This is a genomic window from Streptomyces sp. NPDC041122, assembly GCF_055592445.1.
This window is the reverse complement of record NZ_JBVIYQ010000009.1, coordinates 49,240-72,014: the sequence shown is the minus strand read 5'-3', so window position 1 is coordinate 72,014 and position 22,775 is coordinate 49,240. Positions and strand designations below refer to the sequence as shown.

Annotated in this window: 20 protein-coding genes and 1 riboswitch; of the genes, 12 read left to right on the top strand and 8 right to left on the bottom strand. The window is 73.6% G+C overall.

Going from position 1 to position 22,775, the window contains the following annotated elements; genetic code table 11:
- Nucleotides 1-174 precede the first annotated feature (174 nt).
- The 3 genes from ACZ6B8_RS29335 to ACZ6B8_RS29325 are packed head-to-tail and all read left to right on the top strand — an operon-like array spanning nucleotide 175 to nucleotide 4,978.
- Nucleotides 175-1,194 (top strand): AAA family ATPase, encoded by a 1,020-nt coding sequence (locus ACZ6B8_RS29335; protein WP_471609201.1) that lies wholly within the window; start codon nucleotides 175-177, stop codon nucleotides 1,192-1,194.
- The gene (locus ACZ6B8_RS29330) at nucleotides 1,194-2,561 is read left to right on the top strand and encodes a DUF58 domain-containing protein (RefSeq protein ID WP_471075411.1); all 1,368 of its coding nucleotides are present in this window, start codon (nucleotides 1,194-1,196) and stop codon (nucleotides 2,559-2,561) included. Before ACZ6B8_RS29335 ends, ACZ6B8_RS29330 begins: the two co-directional genes overlap by 1 nt.
- Complete coding sequence (locus ACZ6B8_RS29325) at nucleotides 2,558-4,978, top strand: transglutaminase TgpA family protein (RefSeq protein ID WP_471075408.1); 2,421 nt, start codon at nucleotides 2,558-2,560, stop codon at nucleotides 4,976-4,978. Before ACZ6B8_RS29330 ends, ACZ6B8_RS29325 begins: the two co-directional genes overlap by 4 nt.
- 310 nt (nucleotides 4,979-5,288) lie before the next feature.
- Here the strand turns inward: ACZ6B8_RS29325 and ACZ6B8_RS29320 are convergent, their stop codons facing one another.
- From ACZ6B8_RS29320 to ACZ6B8_RS29310, 3 genes are all read right to left on the bottom strand, one after another.
- Nucleotides 5,289-5,702, bottom strand: coding sequence for a DUF3040 domain-containing protein (locus ACZ6B8_RS29320; protein WP_471609200.1), 414 nt, complete (start codon nucleotides 5,700-5,702; stop codon nucleotides 5,289-5,291).
- A gap of 273 nt (nucleotides 5,703-5,975) precedes the next feature.
- Nucleotides 5,976-6,812 (bottom strand): class I SAM-dependent methyltransferase, encoded by an 837-nt coding sequence (locus tag ACZ6B8_RS29315; protein WP_471609199.1) that lies wholly within the window; start codon nucleotides 6,810-6,812, stop codon nucleotides 5,976-5,978.
- 97 nt (nucleotides 6,813-6,909) lie between these two features.
- A complete protein-coding gene (locus tag ACZ6B8_RS29310) occupies nucleotides 6,910-7,455 on the bottom strand; it encodes an SAV_6107 family HEPN domain-containing protein (RefSeq protein ID WP_471609198.1) in 546 nt (181 codons plus the stop codon).
- 159 nt (nucleotides 7,456-7,614) lie between these two features.
- Here ACZ6B8_RS29310 and ACZ6B8_RS29305 point away from each other — a divergent pair, with 159 nt between their 5' ends.
- The 5 genes from ACZ6B8_RS29305 (at nucleotide 7,615) to ACZ6B8_RS29285 (ending at nucleotide 13,716) form a co-directional block, all read left to right on the top strand.
- Nucleotides 7,615-8,439, top strand: a complete 825-nt coding sequence (locus ACZ6B8_RS29305; RefSeq protein WP_471075396.1) for an ATP-binding cassette domain-containing protein — start codon at nucleotides 7,615-7,617, stop codon at nucleotides 8,437-8,439.
- Nucleotides 8,411-10,495, top strand: a complete 2,085-nt coding sequence (locus ACZ6B8_RS29300; RefSeq protein ID WP_471609197.1) for a YhgE/Pip family protein — start codon at nucleotides 8,411-8,413, stop codon at nucleotides 10,493-10,495. The genes ACZ6B8_RS29305 and ACZ6B8_RS29300 overlap by 29 nt, the downstream gene beginning before the upstream one ends.
- A gap of 47 nt (nucleotides 10,496-10,542) precedes the next feature.
- On the top strand, nucleotides 10,543-11,163 hold the full coding sequence (locus ACZ6B8_RS29295; protein WP_471075390.1) for a TetR/AcrR family transcriptional regulator: 621 nt from the start codon (nucleotides 10,543-10,545) through the stop codon (nucleotides 11,161-11,163).
- A 373-nt stretch (nucleotides 11,164-11,536) separates the two neighbouring features.
- On the top strand, nucleotides 11,537-12,151 hold the full coding sequence (locus ACZ6B8_RS29290) for a DUF4126 domain-containing protein (RefSeq protein ID WP_362368235.1): 615 nt from the start codon (nucleotides 11,537-11,539) through the stop codon (nucleotides 12,149-12,151).
- A gap of 65 nt (nucleotides 12,152-12,216) precedes the next feature.
- Nucleotides 12,217-13,716 (top strand): phytoene desaturase family protein, encoded by a 1,500-nt coding sequence (locus ACZ6B8_RS29285; RefSeq protein WP_471609196.1) that lies wholly within the window; start codon nucleotides 12,217-12,219, stop codon nucleotides 13,714-13,716.
- A 63-nt stretch (nucleotides 13,717-13,779) separates the two neighbouring features.
- On the opposite strand, the gene ACZ6B8_RS29280 is transcribed toward ACZ6B8_RS29285, so the two are convergent.
- The 5 genes from ACZ6B8_RS29280 to ACZ6B8_RS29260 all read right to left on the bottom strand — a co-directional run bounded on the left by ACZ6B8_RS29280 (nucleotide 13,780) and on the right by ACZ6B8_RS29260 (nucleotide 18,166).
- The gene (locus tag ACZ6B8_RS29280; protein ID WP_471609195.1) at nucleotides 13,780-14,688 is read right to left on the bottom strand and encodes a hypothetical protein; all 909 of its coding nucleotides are present in this window, start codon (nucleotides 14,686-14,688) and stop codon (nucleotides 13,780-13,782) included.
- A 46-nt stretch (nucleotides 14,689-14,734) separates the two neighbouring features.
- A complete protein-coding gene (gene metF, locus ACZ6B8_RS29275) occupies nucleotides 14,735-15,652 on the bottom strand; it encodes a methylenetetrahydrofolate reductase [NAD(P)H] (protein WP_469249163.1) in 918 nt (305 codons plus the stop codon).
- Nucleotides 15,653-15,757: 105 nt separating this feature from the next.
- Nucleotides 15,758-16,417, bottom strand: a complete 660-nt coding sequence (thiE, locus tag ACZ6B8_RS29270) for a thiamine phosphate synthase (protein WP_471075379.1) — start codon at nucleotides 16,415-16,417, stop codon at nucleotides 15,758-15,760.
- A gap of 85 nt (nucleotides 16,418-16,502) precedes the next feature.
- Complete coding sequence (locus ACZ6B8_RS29265; RefSeq protein ID WP_471075376.1) at nucleotides 16,503-16,868, bottom strand: Rv2175c family DNA-binding protein; 366 nt, start codon at nucleotides 16,866-16,868, stop codon at nucleotides 16,503-16,505.
- Between the two features lie 62 nt (nucleotides 16,869-16,930).
- Nucleotides 16,931-18,166 carry an NAD(P)/FAD-dependent oxidoreductase gene (locus ACZ6B8_RS29260; protein ID WP_471075373.1) on the bottom strand — a complete coding sequence of 412 codons (1,236 nt, stop codon included), beginning with the start codon at nucleotides 18,164-18,166 and terminating at the stop codon, nucleotides 16,931-16,933.
- 130 nt (nucleotides 18,167-18,296) lie between these two features.
- A riboswitch (TPP riboswitch) is annotated at nucleotides 18,297-18,410 on the top strand.
- Between ACZ6B8_RS29260 and thiO the strand changes: the two genes are divergently transcribed.
- From thiO to pknB, 4 genes are all read left to right on the top strand, one after another.
- Nucleotides 18,408-19,646, top strand: coding sequence for a glycine oxidase ThiO (gene thiO / locus ACZ6B8_RS29255; protein WP_471609194.1), 1,239 nt, complete (start codon nucleotides 18,408-18,410; stop codon nucleotides 19,644-19,646). Its footprint overlaps the riboswitch before it by 3 nt.
- Nucleotides 19,643-19,855 carry a sulfur carrier protein ThiS gene (gene thiS / locus ACZ6B8_RS29250; RefSeq protein ID WP_471075368.1) on the top strand — a complete coding sequence of 71 codons (213 nt, stop codon included), beginning with the start codon at nucleotides 19,643-19,645 and terminating at the stop codon, nucleotides 19,853-19,855. The genes thiO and thiS overlap by 4 nt, the downstream gene beginning before the upstream one ends.
- A gap of 3 nt (nucleotides 19,856-19,858) precedes the next feature.
- On the top strand, nucleotides 19,859-20,653 hold the full coding sequence (locus tag ACZ6B8_RS29245) for a thiazole synthase (RefSeq protein WP_471609193.1): 795 nt from the start codon (nucleotides 19,859-19,861) through the stop codon (nucleotides 20,651-20,653).
- Between the two features lie 139 nt (nucleotides 20,654-20,792).
- A complete protein-coding gene (pknB, locus tag ACZ6B8_RS29240) occupies nucleotides 20,793-22,754 on the top strand; it encodes a Stk1 family PASTA domain-containing Ser/Thr kinase (RefSeq protein WP_471609192.1) in 1,962 nt (653 codons plus the stop codon).
- The last annotated feature ends 21 nt before the right edge of the window (nucleotides 22,755-22,775 follow it).

Sequence of the window (22,775 nt, the reverse complement as noted above, 5' to 3'; positions counted from 1 at the left end):
GGCAAGTGACACGACCCGGTATGCCCAACAACAATGCGGGGGTGACATCCCGCAGAAGCCTTCACGCGTGATGTCCGTGAATTCGGGGTGTACCGGGTCGCGCGCTGTCGTGGCGGCCCGGAAATGCGTATTCCCTGCTCCTCAGGAGCGTGGGGAAGGGCCGAGGAGGGCCGGGTGACGACCTATGACGATCGAGCGAGCCTCACAGATCTGACCGCCACTGCGGAGCGTGTGCGCAGGTCGGTGGAGGGTGTGATCGAGGGCAAGCCAGAGGTCGTACGGCTTTCGCTGACCGTGCTCCTGGCGGAGGGGCACCTGCTCATCGAGGACGTGCCGGGGGTGGGCAAGACCATGCTCGCCAAGGCGCTCGCGCGGTCCATCGACTGCTCCGTGCGACGGATCCAGTTCACCCCGGATCTGCTGCCGTCGGACATCACCGGGGTGTCCATCTTCGACCAGCAGCGCAGGGACTTCGAGTTCAAGCCAGGGGCGATCTTCGCGCAGATCGTGATCGGCGACGAGATCAACCGCGCGTCGCCGAAGACGCAGTCCGCGCTCCTGGAGTCCATGGAGGAGCGCCAGGTCACCATCGACGGTCAGACCTACGAACTGCCCAGTCCCTTCATGGTGGTGGCCACCCAGAACCCGGTCGAGATGGAGGGGACCTATCCGCTGCCCGAGGCACAGCGCGACCGCTTCATGGCGCGGGTCTCGATCGGCTATCCGGGCCCGGAGGCCGAGCTGCAGATGCTCGACATCCACGGCGGCGTCTCCCCCCTGGACGACCTCCAGCCGGTGGCGCACGCCCATGAGATCGTGAAGCTCATCGACGCCGTGCGCACGGTCCACGTGGCCGACCCCGTCCGCAGGTACGCGGTGGACCTGGTCTCCGCGACCCGCAACCACCCCGACCTCAGACTCGGTGCCTCCCCGCGCGCGACCCTGCACCTGCTGCGCGCCGCCAAGGCCTCCGCGGCGCTCAGCGGCCGGGAGTACGCCCTGCCGGACGATGTGCAGGCCCTGGCCGTCGCGGTCCTCGCGCACCGCCTGCTGCCCACCGCGCAGGCCCAGTTGAACCGTCGTACGGCCGAGTCCGTCGTCCTGGAGATCCTGCAGCGCACCCCGGTGCCCGCGGCCCACCAGCCGGGCACCGGCGCCTACTTCAACCAGCCGCCCGGCGCCCGGAGGCTTTGATGGCGGCCGGGGGGCCGCCGGCGAGCCCCGTCGAGGACGACAAGGGCGGGCTGCGCACGGCTCTCGCGGGGCTGACCACCCGCGGACGTTCCTTTCTCGCGGCCGGTGTGGCCGCGGCCATCTGCGCCTATGTCCTGGGCCAGGGCGACCTGCTGCGCGTCGGTCTGCTCCTCGCCGTGCTGCCGCTGGTGTGCGCCACCGTGCTGTTCCGCACCCGCTACCGGGTCGCGGGCAGCCGCAGGCTCTCCCCCGCGCGCGTGCCCGCCGCTTCGGAGGCCCGCGTCCACCTGCGGATGGACAACATCTCGCGGCTGCCCACCGGGCTGCTCATGCTCCAGGACCGGGTGCCCTACGTGCTCGGGCCGCGCCCCCGCTTCGTGCTCGACCGGGTCGAGGCGGGCGGCCGCCGCGAGGTGTCCTACCGTGTCCGCTCCGACCTGCGCGGCCGCTATCCGCTGGGGCCCCTCCAGCTGCGCCTGACGGACCCGTTCGGCATGTGCGAACTGACCCGCTCCTTCTCGACGTACGACACCCTGACCGTCATCCCGCGCGTGGAGGCGCTGCCCCCGGTGCGGCTCACGGGCGAGGCGAAGGGGTACGGCGACGGGCGCAACCGCTCGCTGGCGCTGGCCGGCGAGGACGACGTGATCCCGCGCGGGTACCGGCACGGCGACGATCTGCGCCGGGTGCACTGGCGCTCCACCGCGCGGTACGGCGAGCTGATGGTGCGCCGCGAGGAGCAGCCGCAGCGGGCCCGCTGCACGGTGCTCCTGGACACCCGGGGCGAGGGCTTCCACGGCGCGGGGCCGGACTCGGCCTTCGAGTGGGCGGTCTCGGGCACCGCGTCCGCCCTGGTCCACATGCTCGAACGCGGCTTCTCGGTGCGTCTGTTGACCGACACCGGCACCTCCGTGCCGGGCGAGGGTTCGGACGGCTTCGCGGGCGCGAGCCAGGAGTCGGCGGACGCCGCCGGGCTGATGATGGACACCCTCGCGGTGATCGACCACTCGGACGGCACCGGCCTCTCCCGTGCCTACGACGTGCTGCGCGGGGGCAACGAAGGCCTCCTTGTCGCCTTCCTCGGCGATCTGGCGGAGGACCAGGCGGCGGTGGTCGCCAAGATGCGCCAGCGCAGCGGCGCCGCGGTCGCCTTCGTGCTGGACGGCGCGGCCTGGGCGCAGGGGCAGGGCACCGGCCCCTCCGAGTCCGGGCAGGCGCGGGTGCGGATGCTCCGTGAGGCGGGCTGGACGGCGCTCGCGGTGGCCCCGGGGGCGCGCCTGGAGGATCTGTGGCGGCAGGCGGACCACGCCCGTACGAGCGCGGGCCCGGCGCCCGCCGCGGGCACGACGACCGGGGGTTGGGCATGAGCGGACGCGCACGGCTCGCGGTGTGTGCCACCGCGGCCACCCTGATGGCGTCCAGCGCGCTGATGCCGCTCGTCGAGCCGGCGACGTGGTTCGTGCAGGCCGCGGTCCTGTTGATGCTGCAGAGCGGGGTGGGCGCGCTGGCCCGGCGGGTGCCGCTGGCCCGGCCGCTCACCGTGGCGGTGCAGGCGCTGGTGACGCTGCTCCTGCTGACCCTGGTGTTCGCCCGTGAGCAGGCCCTCGCCGGGGTCGTGCCGGGGCCCGAGGTCTTCCAGCGGTTCGGCGTGCTCCTCGAGGCGGGCGGCCAAGACGTCAGCCGCTACATGATCCCGGCGCCGCTGAGCGACGGCATCCGGCTGATGCTGGTCGGCGGCGTCCTGCTGGTCGGCCTGGCGGTGGACGCGCTCGCGGTGACGTTCCGCACGGCGGCCCCGGCCGGACTGCCGCTGCTGGCCCTGTACTCGGTCGCGGCGGGGCTCTCCGGGAGCGGCGCCGCCGACTGGCTGTGGTTCCTCCTGGCCGCGGCCGGCTATCTGCTGCTGCTCCTGGCGGAGGGCCGGGACCGGCTCTCCCAGTGGGGCCGGGTGTTCGGCGGCGCGGCGCGCGCGCCGGGGCGGGTCTCCGGGGGCCTGGAGAGCAACAGCGGGGCCCTCGCCCCGGTCCGTACGGGACGGCGCATCGGAGCGCTCGCCCTCGGCATCGCCCTGGTGGTGCCGCTGGCACTGCCCGCCCTGGACGGCGGCCTCCTGGACGGCAACGGCGGTCCCGGCGGCGACGGCTCGGGCGGCGGCGGCACGATCTCCGCGGTGAACCCGCTGGTCGCACTGCAGGACAGCCTGAACCAGCCGGAGGACCGCGAGGTCCTGTCGTACCGCACGAACTCCGAGACGACCGACGACCTGTATCTGCGGATCGTCTCGCTCGACCAGTTCGACGGCACGACGTGGAAGACCACCGTCCGGCGCATCGAGGACGTGCGGACGCCGCTGCCGGACCCCCAGGGCCTGAGTCCCGACGTCCGCAGGACCGAGATCCGGACCAACCTCACGGCCGCCGAGAACTATGTGCAGAACTGGCTGCCCATGCCGTTCCCGGCCAGCCAGGTGAAGATCGACGGGCGGTGGCGGTACGAGCCGGTGGGCCGCTCCCTCGTCGGCGACCGCGGGCAGACCACGCGGGGCGCGCGGTACCAGGTGACGAGCCTGGTCGTGGCGCCCACGGCCCAGCAGCTCGCGGCCGCCCCGGCCCCGCCGGACGGCCTGCGGCGCGAGTTCACCAAGGTGCCGGACTCGCTCCCCCGGATGGTCGCGGACACCGCCCGGCAGGTCACCAAGGGCGCCGCGAACCCGTACGAGCAGGCGGTCAAGCTCCAGGACTACTTCGCCTCGGACGGCGGGTTCTCCTACAACACGCAGGTCCGCGCGGGCAGCGGTCCCTCCGCGATCGAGCGGTTCCTGAAGCAGAAGGAGGGCTTCTGCGTCCACTTCTCCTTCGCGATGGCCTCCATGGCCCGGACGCTGGGGATACCGGCCCGGGTCGCGGTGGGCTTCACTCCGGGGACCGCGCAGACGAACGGTTCGATGTCGGTCGGGCTGCGCGACGCGCACGCCTGGCCCGAGCTGTACTTCGAGGGCGTGGGCTGGACCCGCTTCGAGCCGACGCCGCGCCGCGGCACGGTGCCCGACTACGCTCGCCCGGACACACCGTCCGACGGCGCGAGCGACCCGGACACCCCTGAGCCGGCCACCTCCTCCGAGCCGTCCACGGCGCCCTCCGCGTCGGACACCTGCCCGCCGGACATGAGGAAGCAGGGCGGCTGCGAGAGCGCCGCCCCGCAGGTCGCGGCCGGTTCGGGCGGTGACGGCCCGCCGGTCGGCACCATCGTGGGCATCACCCTGGCCGCGCTGTTCCTGGTCGTGCTGCCGCTGTTGCCGCTGCTGTGGCGGACCCGGGTGCGGGCGGTCCGGCTCGGCACACGCGGCCGCACCGAGGCGGACGCGGCGGCGCGGACCCTGGCCGCCTGGCTGGAGGTGACGGACACGGCCTGGGACCACGGCATTGCGCCGGACGAGTCACAGACCCCGCGCAAGGCGGCGGCGCGGATCGTCCGCGTCGGGCAGCTGACCGCCGGACCCGCGGAGGCCGTCCACCGGCTGGCGGCCGCGGTCGAACAGGTGCTCTACGCCCCGCGGCCGCACCTGGCGACCGGGCTGACCGAGGACGTGCAGCGGGTCAGGGACGGCCTGAACGCCTCGGTGGGCCGGGGCACGCGGCTGCGGGTGCTGCTCGCACCGCGTTCGGCCGCGCGGGTGGTGTGGGCGGTCTCGGGCCGCTGGGCGGCGCTCGGCGCACGCCGGCGCGAGCGGACCGCCCGGCAGTGGGCGGCCCTCACCCGCAGGCTGCCGCGACGGGCCGGGTAGGGGGCTGGGGCCCGGCCGGGTGGAAGCCGGTCGGGCTGGTCGGGCCGGCCGGTCGGCGGGGTCCTGAACGGCTTCGGCCGACGGGACCCCCGGCCGACCCGCCTGATCGGCTTCCGACCGGCTGTTTCATGACCACCGGCTGTTTCATGACCAACAGCCACAGCCACAGGCCCGGCGCCGCGCGGTCCACCGGCGCTCCACCACCCCGCGACCGGCCTTCGGGCACCGGACACACGTGAGGGGTGACCGCCACCGGCGGCCACCCCTCACGGATGCGTATGTCTGTTCGGTCAGTCGTGAACCGCTGGGCTCACTGACCGCCCTGCTGCTCGTCGCGGCGGCGCTGCCACCGCTCCTCGATGCGGTTCATGACGGACCGGCGCTGCCTCGCCTGTCGGCGGGTCGGTGCCCCGCCCGGTCCGGCGGCCGCGCCCGTAGGCTGTTCGCCCGGCTTCGGCGCCTTGCGCCAGCCGGTGACGGCGAGCACCGCGCAGCCCAGCATGACGAGGAACCCCACCACGCTGATCCAGATCTGCTGGGCGACCATTCCGGCCATGAGAAGGGCGATACCCACCAGGAAGCCCGCGACCGCTTGGTAGACCCGCTTCCGGGTGTACGTACGCAGCCCGCTTCCCTCAAGCGCTGTCGCGAACTTGGGATCTTCGGCGTACAGCGCTCGCTCCATCTGCTCGAGCATGCGCTGCTCGTGCTCCGAGAGCGGCACGGAGTCCTCCTCATCGTGCAGTCGCCGGGGCGACCGGGGGTCCCCTTCAGGATAGGCAGGGAATCGCCCCCGTGAAACCCGCCCCTCTACGCCAACTTCGCCAAACCGGACCTTCACGCCGCCCCGGCTCACTGAAGCGTGCATTCCCCAGCGGCCGGACCGTCATGCAGAACGGTGTCCCTCGATCATACGGCGCCCGTAGCCCGTTCGGGGGCCTGTGGCGTACTCCATGTGCGGCTGCGTCCCTGATCAGCCGGGCGCCGCGGGAGCTCCTCAGGCCTCTTCGGCACCCCGCGCCTCGCCGAGCACGTGCAGCTGCGTGGCCACGGAGTGGAAAGCGGGCAGTTCCGCGGCGGCCGCCTCCAGCTTGAGGAGGGCCTCCAGGGCGCCCGGCTCGGTGTCCACCAGGACGCCCGGGACCAGGTCGGCGAAGACCCGCACGCCGTGCACCGCGTCGACGCGGACGCCCGCGGCCTCGACGAGCCCGGTGAGCTGCTCGGCGGTGAAGCGCCGGGGCACCGGGTCGCCCTCGCCCCAGCGGCCCGCCGGGTCGGTGAGCGCCGCCTGGGCCTCGGTGAAGTGCCCGGCGAGCGCCCGCGCGAGCACCGCGCCGCCGAGGCCGGCGCCGAGCAGGCTGAGGATGCCGGAGGGACGCAGCGCGTCGACGGCGACGCGCACGCCCTCGGCCGGGTCGTCCACGTACTCCAGGACGCCGTGGCACAGGACGGCGTCGAAGCCGCCGCGCTCGACGACGTCGAAGAGGCCGAGCACGTCGCCCTGGACGCCGCGCACCCGCTCGGCGACCCCGGCCTCGGCGGCCCGGCGCTCAAGTGCGAAGAGGGCGTTCGGGCTGGGGTCGACGACGGTGACGCGGTGGCCGAGGCGGGCGACGGGCACCGCGAAGTTGCCGCTGCCGCCTCCGGTGTCGAGCACGTCGAGCCCGGCGTCGGACCCCCTGCCGGTGACCTTGACCCGGCGGTCGAGGGCGTCCTTCAGGACGTCCCAGACCACGGCGGTCCGGAGGGAGGCGCGCGGACGAGGAGGGTCGGAGCGCAACGACGCCGCTGAGGACGGGTGAGGGGAGGCGGGCGGGCGCATCGGGTCCGACACGGCAGTTGTCTCCTCGGCGCGTGGGGTGCTGTTTCCTCCACCCTATTGCCTGCCGCGCCGTGCCCCGGCCACCCGCCTCGAGGGGCGGACACGCCGGTCAGCCCGCATCCGGCGGCTGCCGGCCCGCGTCCGGCGACTCCTGCCGGGGCTGGGGCAGCACGGGCTGGAGGACGAGCATCCGCTCGACGATGCGCAGGAACATGGCGACGTCGCGGAGGAGGTCGTCGGCGTCGCGGGGGGTGGCGGCGTCCCTGATACCCGCCTCGGCGCGGGCCCGGCGGGCGGCGCCGGAGGCGAACAGGGCGCTCCACTCGGTCAGTTCGGGAGCTATCTCGGGGAGGACTTCCCAGGCGCTGCGGATGCGCTGCCTGCGGCGCGGGGTGCTCTCGGGGCGGCCGCGCGCGGCGAGGACGGCGGCGGCGGTGCGCAGGGCGGCGAGGTGGGCGGTGGCGTACCGCTCGTTCGGTGCGTCCAGGTGGGCGGCCTCGTCGACTCCGGTGTGGGCCTGGGCGAGCAGTTCGAGCGCGGCCGGCGGGGCCGTGGCGCGGCGCAGGACGGGGTGGACATCGCTCGCCGGGCCGCTCGATGAGGGGGCAGGGCCCACGGCGCGGTGCCGGCGGGCGGCTGCTGACGTGCTGGCCATGACGAACCTCCTGTCGTCGTGTGACGGCGCAGTGGCCGTATGTGCCCATCGTGGAGTACGCCACTGACAATCGGCTCTGACCTGGGCCTTTGCCTCGACGCACGGTTGCGGCCTATTTTTGTACTGACCAGTCAGTTCAAAGAAGGGGCAGGGGGGACTGTGAACGGTCCGACCGACGGCGTGCCCACGGCCGCCGTCACCGCCGGGGACTTCGGGCTCAAGGGGCCGCGGGGCTGGGCGTTCCGCGGCATCACGTTCGCCGCAGAGCCCGGGTCCCTGATCGCGATCGAGGGCCCGTCGGGGACGGGCCGCACCTGTCTCCTGCTCGCACTCACGGGCCGTATGCGCGCCACCGAGGGCGAGGCCTGCGTGGGCCGCTTCCGACTGCCCGCGCAGCTGGCGGCGGTGCGCCGGATCAGCGGGCTCGGCCCCGTGCCGGGCGTGACCGACCTCGACCCCGCTCTGACCGTGGCCGAGCACCTGCGTGAACGGGCGCTCCTGGAGCGGCGGTTCGGCGGGCCGTTGCGCGGGCTGCTCAGGCCGCGCGCCGAGCGGCGGCAGGAACTGAGGCTGCGGGTGGACGCCGCGCTGACGGCTGCCGGACTCGACTTGGAGACGCTGCCCAAGGGGCGGCGGACCTCCGTGCGCGACCTGGAGCGGCTCGAAGTCCTGCGGCTCTCGGTGGCCCTTGCCCTGATCGGCCGCCCGCGCGTGCTGGGCGTCGACGACACCGACCTGAAGCTCTCGGACGCCGAACGGGCCGAGGCCTGGGCCATGTTGACCTCCCTCACCCGGTCGGGGACGACCGTGCTCGCGGTGTGCAGCGAGGCGCCCGAGGGCGCGGTCGTGGTCCGCACCGGCCCGTCCGAGGCCTCGACCACGGCCTCCACCGCCGCTTCGGCCTCCACCGACGACGACAACTCGGCCTCTCCCGACGACGACAAGGAGACGGCGGATGCGCTCGCCGAAACTCGCCGCGCTTGAGCTCAGGCGCTTCGGCAGGGGGAAGCTGCCGCGCGCCGCGCTCGTCGCGCTCCTGCTGCTGCCCCTGCTGTACGGCGCCCTGTACCTGTGGTCCTTCTGGGACCCGTACGGCCACCTGGACCGGATACCCGTGGCGCTCGTCAACGACGACAAGGGGGCCACCGCGCAGGGCAAGAAGCTCGCGGCGGGCGACGACATCGTCGAGGGGCTGCGCGACAGCAAGTCCTTCGAGTGGCACGAGGTGAGCTCCGCCGAGGCGCGCGAGGGCGTCGAGAACGGCACGTACTACCTGTCGCTGACGATGCCCGAGGACTTCAGCAAGCGCATCGCGTCGAGTTCCGGCTCCTCTCCGGAGACGGGCGCCCTCCAGGTGAAGACGAACGACGCCAACAACTACATCGTCGGGCAGATCTCCCGCACGGTCTTCTCCGAGGTGCGCTCCGCCGCCTCCACGAAGGCCTCGCGCTCCTTCCTCGACAAGATCTTCATCTCGTTCTCCGACATCCACGGCGCGACCAAGAAGGCCGCCGACGGCGCCGACAGGCTGGACGACGGCATCGGCAAGGCGAAGAAGGGCTCCAAGGACCTCGCCGACGGCCTGACGAAGGCCAAGAAGGGCAGCGGCGACCTGGCCGGGGGCATCAAGAAGCTGCACACCGGGGCGGGCGACCTGGAGGACGGCTCCAAGCGGGTCGCGGACGGCACCCAGAAGCTGTCCGACAAGGTCGACGGCGCGGCCGGCCAGGTGCGGCCGTTCCTCAAGGACAACGGCAAGACCATCGGCGACACCGCCCAGCTCGTCGCCGACTCCGCCAAGGCGCTGCACCGCAACCTGGACGACTGGGTGAAGCTCGCGCCCGGCGCCGCCAAGGGCGCGAAGGACGGCTCCAGGGCGATCGGCAGGTTCTACACCGACCGCTGTGTGAAGGCCCCGGTGCCCGACCCGTTCTGCCCGCAGATCAAGGAGGCCAAGGAGGCCGCGCAGAACGTGTCGACCATCGCGGACGACATGAACACCGTGATCAAGGACCAGAACAGCGACGTCAAGCAGCTCGACAAGCACCTGACCGCGCTGCAGAAGAAGTCCCAGGCCCTCGCCGACCGCGCCCCGCACCTCGACGAGGACCTGGAGAAGGCCGTCGGCCAGATCCACGAGCTCAACAAGGGCGCGGGCAAGGTCGCCGACGGCGCCAAGAAGCTGCACACGGGCCTCGGCACGGCCAAGACCGGCGCCGACGACCTCGACGCGGGCCTCGGCAAGCTGGAGACGGGCGCGGGCGACCTCAAGGGCGGCCTGTTCAAGCTGGCCGACGGCTCCGCGAAGCTGTCCGGCGGGCTGCACGACGGCGTCAAGAAGATCCCGGACTACGACAAGAAGGACCGCCACGAGCGCACCGGTGTCATGTCCGACCCCGTGCGGCTCGCCTCCCAGTCGCTGCACAAGGCGCCCAACTACGGCACCGGCTTCGCCCCGTACTTCATCCCGCTCTCCCTGTGGGTCGGCGCGATGGTGGCGTACATGCTGATCCAGCCGCTCAACCGGCGTGCGCTCGCCGCGGGCGCCTCCGCGTGGCGGATCGCGTTCGCGGGCTGGCTCCCGGTGGCGGCCCTGGGTGTGCTCCAGACGGCGGCGCTCCTTTCGGTCCTGCACTGGGGGCTCGGCCTGGAGATGGCCCGGGCGGCCGGGACGGTGGGCTTCCTGTGCCTGGTGACGGCGTGCTTCGCGGCGATCGTGCAGTGGCTCAATGCCCGCTTCGGGGCGGCCGGGCGGATCCTCGTCCTGGCCGCGCTGATGCTGCAGCTGACGTCGGCGGGCGGCACGTACCCCGTCCAGACCAGTCCCGGCTTCTTCAGCGCGATCCACCCGTTCCTGCCGATGAGTTACGTCGTCGAGGCGCTCCGCAGGCTCATCACGGGCGGCGGCCTCGGCCCCGTCTGGCAGGGCTGCGCGGTCCTCACGGCCTTCACCCTCGGCGCCCTCGCGCTCACCGCGCTCTCCGCCCGCCGCAAGCAGGTGTGGACGCTGGACCGGCTGCACCCGGAGCTGACCCTGTGAGCCCGGCGGCACCCGGCCGGGCGGCGGAACCTGTGAGAATCAGGGCCATGGACAGCAGCACGGGCAGCACCCGGCGCGAGGCCACCCGGCAGAAGCTCTACGAGGCCGCGGTCACGCTCATCGCCGAGCAGGGCTTCTCGGCCACGACGGTCGACGAGATCGCCGAGCGGGCCGGGGTCGCGAAGGGCACCGTCTACTACAACTTCGCCAGCAAGTCGGTCCTCTTCGAGGAGCTGCTGCGGCACGGTGTGGGCCTGCTCGCGGCCTCCCTGAAGGAGGCCGCCGAGGAGACGGCCCGCGGCGGCGGCAGCAAGGTCGACGCCCTCGACGCGATGATCAGGGCCGGCCTGGTCTTCATCAACCGCTATCCGGCCTTCACCCAGCTGTACGTGGCCGAGCTGTGGCGGACCAACCGGGCCTGGCAGTCCACCCTGCTCGTGGTCAGGCAGCGGGCCGTCGCGGTGGTCGAGGACGTGCTGCGGGCGGGTGTGGAGAGCGGCGAGCTCAGCGAGGAGATCGACATCCCGCTGACGGCCGCCGCGCTCGTCGGCATGGTCCTCGTGGCCGCGCTGGACTGGCAGGCCTTCCAGCCGGAGCGCTCGCTGGACGACGTGCACGCGGCGCTCTCGCGGCTGCTGCAGGGCCGGGTGAGCGGCACGCGCGCGTAGCCGGCGGCTTTCCGGAGCGGTCGCCGACTGCGACGCGCGTACGCAAGGCGCCGGGCCGGTGCCGCCCGTTCCCTGGCGGCACCGGCCCGGCGCTTCTTCCGTCCCCCCGCGACCCCCCGTTCCCCCGTGTGGTCGCCCCCGTGCCTCGCTCCCGCCGGAGTGCGACGGGAGGAGCGGCCAAGGGCGCGGCACGGTTCCGCCGCCCCGTGTCGGCGGTACCGGCGCCACGCCCCTCTCCGTGCCCCACACTCTTCCGTCTGCGCAGGTGGCGCCCCATCCGCGCGCGTACTCATCTCACCCTCTAGGTACGGATACTCAGACGTGGGTGCTCAACCCCGGCCCGGCCCGTCCCGAACTGGTTACGATCACCTCCGTGTCCGTACTCCCCCTGGTCTTCACCAGCGGCTGGGCGAGCGGGATCAACGCCTACGCCGTTGTCCTGCTGCTCGGCGTCTTCGGAGCGACCGGTGTCAGTGACGAGGTCCCCGAGGCGCTCCAGCGGCCCGACGTCCTCATCGCCGCCGGCGTGCTCTTCCTGTGCGAGGCGGTGGCCGACAAGATCCCGTACGTCGACTCGGTCTGGGACGCGGTGCACACCGTGATCCGGCCGGTCTCCGGTGCCGTGGTGGGGGCCCTCCTGGCCGGGCAGAGCGGATCCCTCCCGGATCTGGCCGCGGGCGCGGTCGGCGGGTCGACCGCGCTGGCCAGCCATGCGGTGAAGGCCGGCACGCGGATGGCGGTCAACAGCTCGCCCGAGCCGTTCAGCAACATCGTGCTGAGCACCGCCGAGGACCTCGGGGTGGGCGGCATCATCAGCTTCGCGATGTTCTATCCGGAGGCCGCCGCGATCATCGCGGCCGTACTCCTGCTCCTCGGCCTGTTCCTGCTGTTCTTCCTCGTCTCGCGGATCCGGCGCTTCCTGCGGCGCCGGGCGCAGCGGCGCGAGGAGAGACGGCTCGCGGGCCGCACCGGACCGCCGCCCTTCTAGAAGGCCCGCCCGGACCGGATGGGGCTCCGGCCCGACTGTCGGTGGCGGCCGATAAAGTCCCTGGCATGGCACGGATTGTGGTGATCGGCGCCGGGATGGGCGCGATGACGGCGGCCGCCCGGCTGGCCGTCGCGGGCCACCGGGTGGTGGTGTACGAACGGGGCGGGACGTACGGCGGCGCGCTCGGCCGCGTCGAGCGCGACGGCTTCGCCTTCGACACCGGACCCGCACTGCTCCAGCTCCCCGCGGTCTACCGCGACCTGTTCGTCAAGACGGGCAAGGAGCCGCTGGAGAAGTGCGTCGAGCTCTCCCAGGTGGAGCCCGCCGTGCGGCACGTCTTCGCGGACGGCACGGCGGCGGACCTGCCGAACGCCTCCCGCGCGGGCGTGGGCGAGGCGCTGGACGCGGCCCTCGGCGACGGCGCGGGCGCGCGCTGGGCGGCGTTCATGGACCGCGCGCGAGAGGCCTGGGACCGCACCCGCCGCCCCCTCCTGGAGGAGCCCCTCTGGCCGAACTGGGAGGTGCTCGCCGAGCGCGAGCCGTACCCCTCGGTGGCGCACAAGCGGCTGCTGCGCCGCGAGCGCCGCGCGAGCACCCTCGCCGAGGTGGGCGAGCTCGAACTGGGCGGCGATCCACGGCTGGTGGCGCTCCTGGAGCAGTTCGCGCTCGCCCAGGGCCTCGATCCCCGGGCGACACCGGCGAGCGCCGCCGTCCTGCCGTACCTGGAGCAGACGTTCGGCGTCTGGTCGGTGCGCGGCGGGATGCGCGCGCTGGCCCGCGCGGTGTACGAGCGGTGCCTGGCCCGGCGGGTCGAGTTCGTGTTCGAGGCGGCGGTGACGCGGATCGTCGAGAAGGACGGCCGCGCGGCGGGCGTCGAGCTCGCCGACGGCACCACCGCGGAGGCGGACTTCGTCGTCGCCGGTGTCGCGCCGGCCGCCCTGGAGTCCCTGCTGTCCGGCGCCGAGGTGCGGGCGCCGGGCGGGGTCCCCGCGCGGACCGGCCTGCCGAGCCGGCTGACGGTGCTGCTCGCCCTCTCCGGCGGGCGCCCCGAAGGCACCCCGCACCGCACGGTGCTGCACTCCGCCGACCGTCAGGACGAGCTCGACCGCCTCTTCGGCGAGCGCCCCGGGCTGCCCGCCTCCCCCACCCTCGCGGTGCTCCGCCCCGACGACGCCGGTACGAGGCCGGACGCGGCCCACGAGGCCGTGACGCTCACGGCGACGGTGCCCGCGCACCTGGAGGTCACCGAGGACGACGTGCGGCGCGTGATCGCCCGCGCGGAGGCCGTGCTCCCCGGGCTGCGCGACCGCCTCCTGTGGCACGAGGTCCGTACCCCGGCCGACGTCGCGGAGGCCACCGGCGCCGACGGCGGCGCGGTCCCGCCCCCGGCGCTCGCCGCGGCCGGCGGCAGGCTGCTGCACCCGTCCAACACCACCGGCCTCGCGGGCCTGTTCACGGTCGGCGGCTGGTCCCACCCGGGCGGTGGCCTGCCCCACGCGGGCATGTCGGGCACGCTGGTCGCGGGGCTGATCGTGGAGGGGCCGGAGTTCCGCGGCTCGCAGTGACGTGAGCGCGGCGGGCGGGGGCGGGCACGGGGGCCGTGCGCACGAGAGCCCCCGCCGCGGCGTTCAGTACCGGTACTGCTGCTCGTCGTAGCCCGAGCTGTCGTAGCCCCCGGCGTTTCCGTCCTGGTGCGGATACGGGCGCTCCGGCGGGAGTTCGCCGCCGTAGGACGCGTCGGTGCCGCGCTGCTGCGGCACCCAGACGCCGCCGGGCGGGGTGTCCTGGTACGTCTCGCCGAGCCCGCCGTAGGTGTCGCCGCCGTACGGGGCGTAGCCCTGCTGGTCGCCGTAGCCCTCGTAACCCTGCGCGCCGTAGGTCTGGGTGCCGATGTAGGGGTCGGAGTAGGCGGCGTACTGCTGTCCGCCGGTCTCCTCGTAGCCGTAGCCCTGCTGTTGCTGGTCGTAGCCGGCGAAGGCCGCGGCGTCGTAGCCGAAGGCGTCGCTCTGGTGGGTGTCGCCCGGGGCCGGCGAGGCGTACGGCGCGTCGCTGTACACGCCGTACTGCCCGGTGTCGTCGGGCATCGGCTCGGTGGCGTAGACACCCTCCCCGGGGGCGTCCGGGCCGTGCGCGGCGGGGACGTCCGGGCCGTGCGCGGGGATGTCCGGGCCGTGTGCGGGCGGGGGCGGGGCCTCGTACTCCAGGTCGGAGACCTGGAGCGTCGGCTCCGGCGCCGCGCCGCCCTTCTGCGCCGGCGCCTTGCGCCGCCTGCTCAGGCCCGGCTGCCCGCCGAGCGCCCAGCCGGTGGAGAAGCCCCGGCGGAACGACAGCGTCACATACGTCTGCCCGGTGGCGAAGGCGATGGCGCCGAGGCCGATGATCCACACCGAGGGGATCATCACCCCGATGACGACCCCGAGAAAGCCCCCGAAGGCCAGCAGGCGCCAGCGCAGCCTGGCCTTGTACTGCAGCAGCACCTCGCCCAGCAGCCACAGCGCGACGAATCCGAACGCGATGTAGAGGACCGTCCAGCCCATGTACGCCCCTCTCCCCTACGGCCGCGGCCCCAGGGGTACGACCGTTTCAGGCCTGCCGGTGCAGGCCCAGATTCTCGTAGATCTCCAGCGTCGCCGTGGAGTTGTTCAGCGTGATGAAGTGCAGTCCCGGCACACCTTCGGCCAGCAACCGCGCGCAGAACTCCGTCGCGAACTCGATGCCAATGGAGCGTACAGCGGCGGGATCGTCTTTGGCCGCGAGCATCCGCTCTTTCAGCCCGGCCGGGAACACGGCGTTGCTGAGCTGGGGCAGCCGGTCGAGCTGGCGGACGTTGGTGACCGGCATCATCTCGGGGATGATCGGGGTGTCGCAGCCCGCCGCCTCGACGCGGTCGCGCAGCCGCAGGTACTCCTCGGGGTCGAAGAACATCTGCGTGATCGCGTAGTCCGCGCCGGCCCGGCACTTGTCGATGAAGTACCGGGTGTCGGACTCCCAGTCGGCCGAGCGCGGGTGCATCGCGGGGAAGGCCGCGACACCCACGCAGAAGTCCCCGGACTCCTTGATGAGCTCGACCAGTTCGGCGGCGTAGGTGAGGCCCTCGGGGTGCGCGATCCAGTCGCCCAGCGGGTCGCCGGGCGGGTCGCCGCGGACCGCGAGCATGTTCCTGATGCCCGCGTCCGCGTACTGCCCGATGATGTTGCGCAGTTCGGCCACCGAGTGGTCGACCGCGGTCAGGTGGGCGACGGGCGTGAGCGTGGTGTCGGCGACGATCTGCTGGGTCTCGCGGACCGTGCCGGTGCGGGTCGAGCCGCCCGCGCCGTAGGTCACGGAGATGAAGTCCGGGGCGACCGCCTCGACCCGCCGCAGCGCGTTCCAGAGGTTCCGCTCACCCTTCGGGGTTTTCGGGGCGGAGAACTCGAACGAGAACGTCGTCTTCCCGGTCGCGAGCATGTCGCGAACCGTGCGCGCACGGTCAGTCCTGGTCGAAGCTGTGCCTGAGGCCATATGGGCAGGTTAGCCAGGCTGCGGCGGTCCCCCAACCGGGCCGGGGGAATTTGGCCGGTTTGCCGGTTTGTTGTCCACGGATCGGACACCCGGGCCTAAGGCCGCTCAGGCGGTCGTACGCAGCCGCTTCGCGAAGTCGGCCGCCGCGGCACCCGGGTCGTCGGCCCCGGTGATCGCCCGGACGACGACGACGCGGCGGGCGCCGGCGTCGAGCACCTCGTCCAGGTTGCCCGCGTCGATGCCGCCGATGGCGAACCAGGGGCGGTCCGTGCCGAGCGAGGCGGTGTACCGGACGAGGTCGAGGCCGGGGGCGTGGCGGCCCGGCTTGGTGGGGGTGGGCCAGCAGGGGCCGGTGCAGAAGTAGTCCACGCCGGCCTGGACGGCGGCCGCGGCGGCCTCCTCCTCGGCGTGCGTGGAGCGGCCGACGAGGACGTCGTCGCCGAGGACGGCGCGGGCCGCGGGGACGGGCAGGTCGCCCTGGCCGAGGTGGAGCACGTCGGCGCCGATCGCGTGGGCGACGTCGGCGCGGTCGTTCACCGCGAGGAGCTTGCCGTGCCGCCGGGCGGCGTCGGCGAAGACCTGGAGGTGCTCCAGCTCCTCGCCGGCCTCCATGCCCTTGTCGCGCAGCTGCACGATGTCGACGCCGCCCGCGAGGACGGCGTCGAGGAACTCGGGGAGGTCACCCTGGCGCTTGCGGGCGTCCGTGCACAGGTACAGCCGGGCGTCGGCGAGCTGGGCGCGGTGATCGGCGGCAGCGGCAGCCATGGGATGTGTCCCCCCGTTGTCGTTGGCGTCCGGGGCGCGGGGCGCGTGAGCTCACGTGCCCCGCACTCCGGACGGTGTGTTCAGGTCAGACGGCGAGCGCCTGGGCGCGGCGCTTCACCTCCGTGCCGCGATTCTCGCTCAGCGCCTGCGCGGGGGTGCCGGGCAGGGTCGGGTCGGGGGTGAAGAGCCACTCGATCATCTCTTCGTCGGAGAAACCGTCGTCCCTCAGGAGCGTCAGGGTCCCGGCGAGGCCCTTGACGACCTTGTCGCCGTCGATGAAGGACGCCGGCACCTGCAGTGCGCGGTTCTCACCGCGGCGTACGGCGATCAGCGTGCCCTCCTTGACCAGCTGGCGCACACGGGTCACCTCGACATCGAGCATTTCCGCGATGTCGGGGAGGTGCAGCCAGGCGGGCACGAGAGCGTCGGTCTTTGCGTCAATCTCGGTCACAGCCCCAGGGTATCTCCGGTCGCGCGCCTCGGGCGGAGGGCACCGCCTCTAGAGGGCTGCCTTCAGAGCGCCGCCTTCTTCAGGGGGACCGACGCGTCCGCCACCAGGGCCGGGTCCAGCGGGGTCGACGACTCGATGAGCCGGCGGCCCTGGGCCAGATCCCTCGGGCGGCCCACCGCGAGGACCGCGACCAGGGCGCCGTCCCGCAGCCAGCACACCGACCAGGCCATGCTCGCCGAGTCGCCCCGCCACACCAGCTCGTCGGCGCTCTCGTGGTGGCCCGCGTACTGCACGAAGCGGCCGAACTGCTCCGACCAGAAGTACGGCACCGGGTCGTACGGGGCCGGTGTCTCGCCGATGATGTTCGCCGCCACCGTGCGCGGGCCCTGGAGGGCGTTGTCCCAGTGGTGCACGAGGAGGCGCTCGCCGTACCGCGCGGAGGGGAAGGACGCGCAGTCGCCGACCGCGTACACGTCGGGCGCCGACGTGTGCAGCCGGTCGTCGGTCACGACCTCACGGTGTGCCCCGAGCTCGATGCCGGAGCCGGACAGCCAGCCGGTCGCGGGGCGGGCGCCGATGCCGACGACCACGGCGCCCGCGGGCAGCCGGGTGCCGTCGGACAGGACGACCGCGCCCGGCTCGACGCTCGCCACGCGCGCGTGCGTGCGCAGCACCGCTCCGGAGTCCGCGTACCAGCCCGCCATGGGGGCCGCGACCGCCTCGGGCAGCGCCCCGGCGAGGGGCCGCGCCGCGGCCTCGACGACGGTGACCGCGCAGCCCGCCTCGCGCGCGGCCGTCGCGAACTCGGCGCCGATCCAGCCCGCCCCGACCACCACGACGTCGTGCTGCTCGGCGAGGACCGGACGCAGCCGCGCGGCGTCGTCCAGGGTGCGCAGCAGATGGACGCCGGGCACACCCTCGGTGCCGGGCAGGGTGATGGGCTCGGCGCCGGTCGCGAGGACCAGGACGTCGTAGCCGAGGGGGCCGTCCGCGGTGTCCAGGGCGTGGTCGGCGGGGCGGACCCCGGTGACCGCGCGGCCCAGGATCAACTCGATGCCGAGCGCCTCGAAGTCGATGTCGAAGGCGGAGCCCTCCGCCTTGCCGAGCAGCACCGCCTTGGACAGCGGCGGCCTGTCGTACGGCTGGTGCGGCTCGGCCCCGACGACGGTGACCGCGCCGGCGAACCCCTGCTCGCGCAGGGCCACCGCGGTCTGCACGCCGGCCATCCCCGCGCCGACGATGACGACGCGCCGCTCGCTCTGCCCCTGATTCGCGCTCTGCCTCTGCTGGTCGCTCACCCGATCACTGTAGGGCGGCGGGCAAGGGCGCCCTCAGGCGCGGGGCAGGAGATCTCTGACACACCGTCACTGCCCGTACCCGGACGGCTCCCCTACTGCCGCGCGGGGCGACGGGCTAGGCTGGCCGGTGCAGAGCACTCGCGGGAGCCCGGACGCACCGGGCTGAGAGGGAGGCTGGGACGGCCTCCGACCGTACGAACCTGATCCGGGTCATGCCGGCGAAGGGAGGGGCTGGACGCCCATGCATCCACCACACACGACACATCCCCCTGCGACCGCGCCATCCGCCACCTCCGACGTCCTGGTCGTCGGGGGCGGTGTCATCGGCCTGGTCACGGCCTGGCGCACCGCGCAGCGCGGACTCTCCGTCGCGGTCGTCGACCCCGAACCGGGCGGCGGCGCGGCGCGGGTCGCGGCGGGCATGCTGGCCGCCGTCACCGAGCTGCACTACGGCGAGGAGACGCTGCTCGCCCTCAATCTCGCCTCCGCCCGCCGCTATCCGGCCTTCGCCGCGGAGCTCGCCGAGGCGAGCGGGCGCGACCTCGGCTACCGCGCGTGCGGCACGCTCGCCGTCGCGCTCGACTCCGACGACCGAGCCCACCTGCGCGAACTGCTCGCCCTGCACCACCGTTCGGGTCTTGAGTCGCAGTGGCTGAGCGGCCGCGAGTGCCGCCGCCTGGAGCCGATGCTGGCGCCGGGTGTGCGCGGCGGGCTGCGCGTCGACGGCGATCACCAGGTCGACCCGCGCCGGCTCACCGCGGCGCTCATGGTGGCCTGCGAGCGTGCCGGTGTGGTCTTCCACCGCGCCCGGGCCGAGCGCCTGTCGGTCGTACGTGACCGGGCCACCGGTGTGGTCCTCGCGGACGGCACCGGGCTCGGCGCGGCGCGGACCGTGCTCGCGGCGGGCAGCCTCAGCGGGCGTCTCGCGGGCGTCCCGGAGGACGTCGTGCCGCCGGTGCGCCCGGTCAAGGGGCAGGTGCTGCGGCTGACGGTGCCGAAGGCGTACGCGCCGTTCCTGAGCCGCACCGTGCGGGCCGTGGTGCGCGGCAGCCACCTCTACCTGGTGCCGCGCGAGAGCGGCGAGCTCGTCGTCGGCGCGACCACCGAGGAGCTCGGCTGGGACACCACGGTCACCGCGGGCGGCGTGTACGAACTGCTGCGGGACGCCCACGAGCTGGTGCCCGGCATCACGGAGCTGCCGCTCACCGAGACCCTCGCGGGGCTGCGTCCCGGCTCGCCCGACAACGCCCCGCTGCTCGGTCCCACGCGGCTGCCCGGCCTCCACCTGGCCACCGGGCACTACCGCAACGGCGTCCTGCTGACGCCGCTCACGGGGGACGTCATGGCGCACGCGCTGACCACCGGCGAACTGCCCGACGAGGCCCGCCCGTTCACCCCGCGCCGCTTCGACGGCGCCGCCGACGAGAGCCCCGCACCTCGTCCGCCCCGCCCGCAGTCCCTCACGGAGCAGCCCGTATGAGCACGCCGTTCGCCGTTTCCCTCAACGGAGAAGCACGGGAGGTGGCCTCGGGCACCACGCTCGACGCTCTCGTCGCCACGCTCTCCACGGCGCACTCCGGTGTCGCCGCCGCCGTCAACGAAACCGTCGTCCCGCGCGCGCAGTGGCCCCGCACGCCGCTCGCCGAGGGCGACCGCGTCGAAGTACTCACCGCCGTCCAGGGAGGCTGAACCATGGCAGACGACCCCTTCGTCATCGGCGGGCTCGCCTTTTCCTCGCGCCTGATCATGGGCACGGGCGGCGCGCCGAGCCTCGACGTCTTGGAGCGCTCCCTCGTCGCGTCCGGCACCGAGCTGACCACGGTCGCGATGCGCCGCCTCGACCCGGGCGTACAGGGCTCGGTGCTCTCCGTCCTCGACCGGCTCGGCATCCGCGTCCTGCCCAACACGGCGGGCTGCTTCACCGCGGGCGAGGCCGTCCTCACCGCCCGTCTCGCGCGTGAGGCGCTCGGCACCGACCTGGTCAAGCTGGAGGTGATCGCCGACGAGCGCACCCTGCTGCCCGACCCCGTCGAGCTCCTGGACGCCGCCGAGGTCCTGGTGGACGACGGCTTCACCGTCCTGCCGTACACCAATGACGACCCGGTGCTCGCGCGGAAGCTGCAGGACGTGGGGTGCGCGGCGATCATGCCGCTCGGCTCGCCCATCGGCTCCGGGCTCGGCATCCGCAACCCGCACAACTTCCAGCTGATCGTGGAGCACGCGCGCGTGCCGGTCATCCTCGACGCGGGCGCGGGCACGGCGTCCGACGCGACCATCGCGATGGAGCTGGGGTGCGCGGGCGTGATGCTCGCCTCCGCGGTGACCCGGGCGCAGGAGCCGGTGCTGATGGCGGAGGCGATGCGGCACGGCGTCGAGGCGGGGCGGCTCGCGTACCGGGCCGGGCGGATCCCGCGGCGGCACTTCGCGGAGGCGTCCTCGCCCGTGGCGGGCATGGCCCGGCTCGATCCGGAGCGGCCGGCCTTCTGACCTCGGTCCGGAGCGGCCGGTGCGACGGTTCCGGAGCGGCCGGTGCGACGCGGGCGGGAGCGTCACAGCTCGGCTGCAGTCCCGCCGGGAAGCGGCCGGGCCGCTGGAGGTGTCGGCGGCGCCTCGTAGACTCCCCTGCGTGGACACGACCCTTCAGGACCCGCTCGTCGGGCAGCTGCTCGACAGCCGTTACCGCATCGACGGACGCGTCGCGGTCGGCGGGATGGCCACGGTCTACCGGGCCGTGGACACCCGCCTCGACCGCGTGCTCGCGCTCAAGGTGATGCACCCGACGCTGGCGGCCGACGCCTCCTTCGTCGACCGCTTCATCCGCGAGGCGAAGTCGGTGGCCCGCCTCTCGCATCCGAACGTGGTCGGCGTCTTCGACCAGGGCACGGACGGGTCGTACGTGTACCTCGCGATGGAGTACGTCGCTGGCTGCACCCTGCGCGACGTGCTGCGCGAGCGCGGGGCCCTGCAGCCGCGGGCGGCGCTCGACATCCTGGAACCGGTCCTCGCCGCGCTCGGCGCCGCGCACCGCGCGGGCTTCGTGCACCGCGACATGAAGCCGGAGAACGTCCTCATAGGGGACGACGGCCGGGTCAAGGTCGCCGACTTCGGGCTCGTGCGCGCGGTCGACACCGTCACCAGCACCACCGGCACGGTCCTCGGCACCGTCTCCTACCTCGCCCCCGAGCAGATCGAGCACGGCACGTCGGACACCCGCGTGGACGTGTACGCCTGCGGGGTCGTGCTCTACGAGATGCTGACCGGCGCCAAGCCGCACTCCGGGGACTCCCCCGCCCAGGTCCTCTACCAGCACCTCAACGAGGACGTGCCGCCCCCGTCGGCGGCCGTCCCCGGGCTGCCCTTCGCGCTCGACGAGCTGGTCGCCTCCGCCACGGCGCGCACCCCGGACGTCCGTCCGTACGACGCGGTGGCACTCCTCGCGCAGCTGAGGGAGGCGCGGGCATCCCTGACCGAGGAGCAGCTCGACGCGGTGCCGCCGCAGGCGCACGCGACGGCGCACGACGGCGCCGAGGACCGCACGACCGTGATCCCGCGCGCGGCCCGCTCCGTCCAGCTCCCGCTGCCCGCGGAGGGCGAACAGGGCGGTCGCGACGACCGGGACGAGCTGAACCGCACCAGCGTCCTCGCGACCCCGCCGCCCGCACCGCCCGCCGCGGGCCGGGCCTCCCGGCGCCGGTTCGACCCGCGCCGCCGCATGATCGCTGTCATAGCCGGCGTCCTGCTCGTCCTCGGACTCGGCACCGGCGTCTGGTACATCAATTCCGGCCAGTTCACGAAGGTCCCGCCGGTCCTCTCCAAGACCGAGGCGCAGGCGAAGCAGCGGCTGGACGAGGCCGGGCTCGAGGTCGGCGACATCAAGCGCAAGTACAGCGACACGGACAAGCGCGGCACCGTCATGGCCAGCGACCCCGCGGCGGGCGACCGCATCCGGCAGAACGACAAGGTGACGCTGACCGTCTCGATGGGCCCGGACACCGTCAAGGTCCCGGACGTGAAGAACCTCCCGCTGGACACGGCGAAGAAGGAGATCAAGAGCTCGGGGCTCGCGCCCGGCATGGTCACCAAGAGCTTCAGCGACGACGTGAAGAAGGGCTCCGTGATCCGTACGGACCCGCGCACCGGCTTCACCCGCAAGGCCGGCTCGGCCGTGGCGCTCGTCGTCAGCAAGGGCCGCGCGGTCGAGGTGCCCGGGGTGGTCGGAGAATCCCAGGCCGACGCCAGGGCGGACCTGGAGGACGCCGGGCTCAAGGTCGAGATCGCCGAGAAGTGGGTCACCTCCGAGGAGGAGGACAAGGGCGATGTGGCCGAGCAGTCGCCCGCCGAGGGCCGGTCGCTGGCCGAGGGTGACACGGTCACCCTGACCATCTCCAAGGGTCCCCCGATGATCGAGGTCCCGGATGTCACCGGCATGGACGTGGACGACGCCACGGACAAGCTGGAGGGCGCGGGATTCGAGGTGGACGAGGACCGCGGCCTGCTGGGCATCTTCGGTGACACCGTGAAGAAGCAGTCGGTGGACGGCGGCGACAAGGCGCCCAAGAACTCGACGATCACGATCACCATCCGCTGAGCCGCGGGGCGGGGCCGGGGC

Excerpts from the sequence above, each read along its gene's own strand:
- ACZ6B8_RS29330 (WP_471075411.1), top strand. The coding sequence starts at position 1,194 with ATGGCGGCCGGGGGGCCGCCGGCGAGCCCCGTCGAGGACGACAAGGGC.
- ACZ6B8_RS29325 (WP_471075408.1), top strand. The coding sequence starts at position 2,558 with ATGAGCGGACGCGCACGGCTCGCGGTGTGTGCCACCGCGGCCACCCTG.
- ACZ6B8_RS29310 (WP_471609198.1), bottom strand. The coding sequence starts at position 7,455 with ATGGCCAGCACGTCAGCAGCCGCCCGCCGGCACCGCGCCGTGGGCCCT.
- ACZ6B8_RS29300 (WP_471609197.1), top strand. The coding sequence starts at position 8,411 with ATGCGCTCGCCGAAACTCGCCGCGCTTGAGCTCAGGCGCTTCGGCAGG.
- ACZ6B8_RS29295 (WP_471075390.1), top strand. The coding sequence starts at position 10,543 with ATGGACAGCAGCACGGGCAGCACCCGGCGCGAGGCCACCCGGCAGAAG.
- ACZ6B8_RS29285 (WP_471609196.1), top strand. The coding sequence starts at position 12,217 with ATGGCACGGATTGTGGTGATCGGCGCCGGGATGGGCGCGATGACGGCG.
- ACZ6B8_RS29280 (WP_471609195.1), bottom strand. The coding sequence starts at position 14,688 with ATGGGCTGGACGGTCCTCTACATCGCGTTCGGATTCGTCGCGCTGTGG.
- metF (WP_469249163.1), bottom strand. The coding sequence starts at position 15,652 with ATGGCCTCAGGCACAGCTTCGACCAGGACTGACCGTGCGCGCACGGTT.
- thiE (WP_471075379.1), bottom strand. The coding sequence starts at position 16,417 with ATGGCTGCCGCTGCCGCCGATCACCGCGCCCAGCTCGCCGACGCCCGG.
- thiO (WP_471609194.1), top strand. The coding sequence starts at position 18,408 with ATGCATCCACCACACACGACACATCCCCCTGCGACCGCGCCATCCGCC.
- thiS (WP_471075368.1), top strand. The coding sequence starts at position 19,643 with ATGAGCACGCCGTTCGCCGTTTCCCTCAACGGAGAAGCACGGGAGGTG.
- ACZ6B8_RS29245 (WP_471609193.1), top strand. The coding sequence starts at position 19,859 with ATGGCAGACGACCCCTTCGTCATCGGCGGGCTCGCCTTTTCCTCGCGC.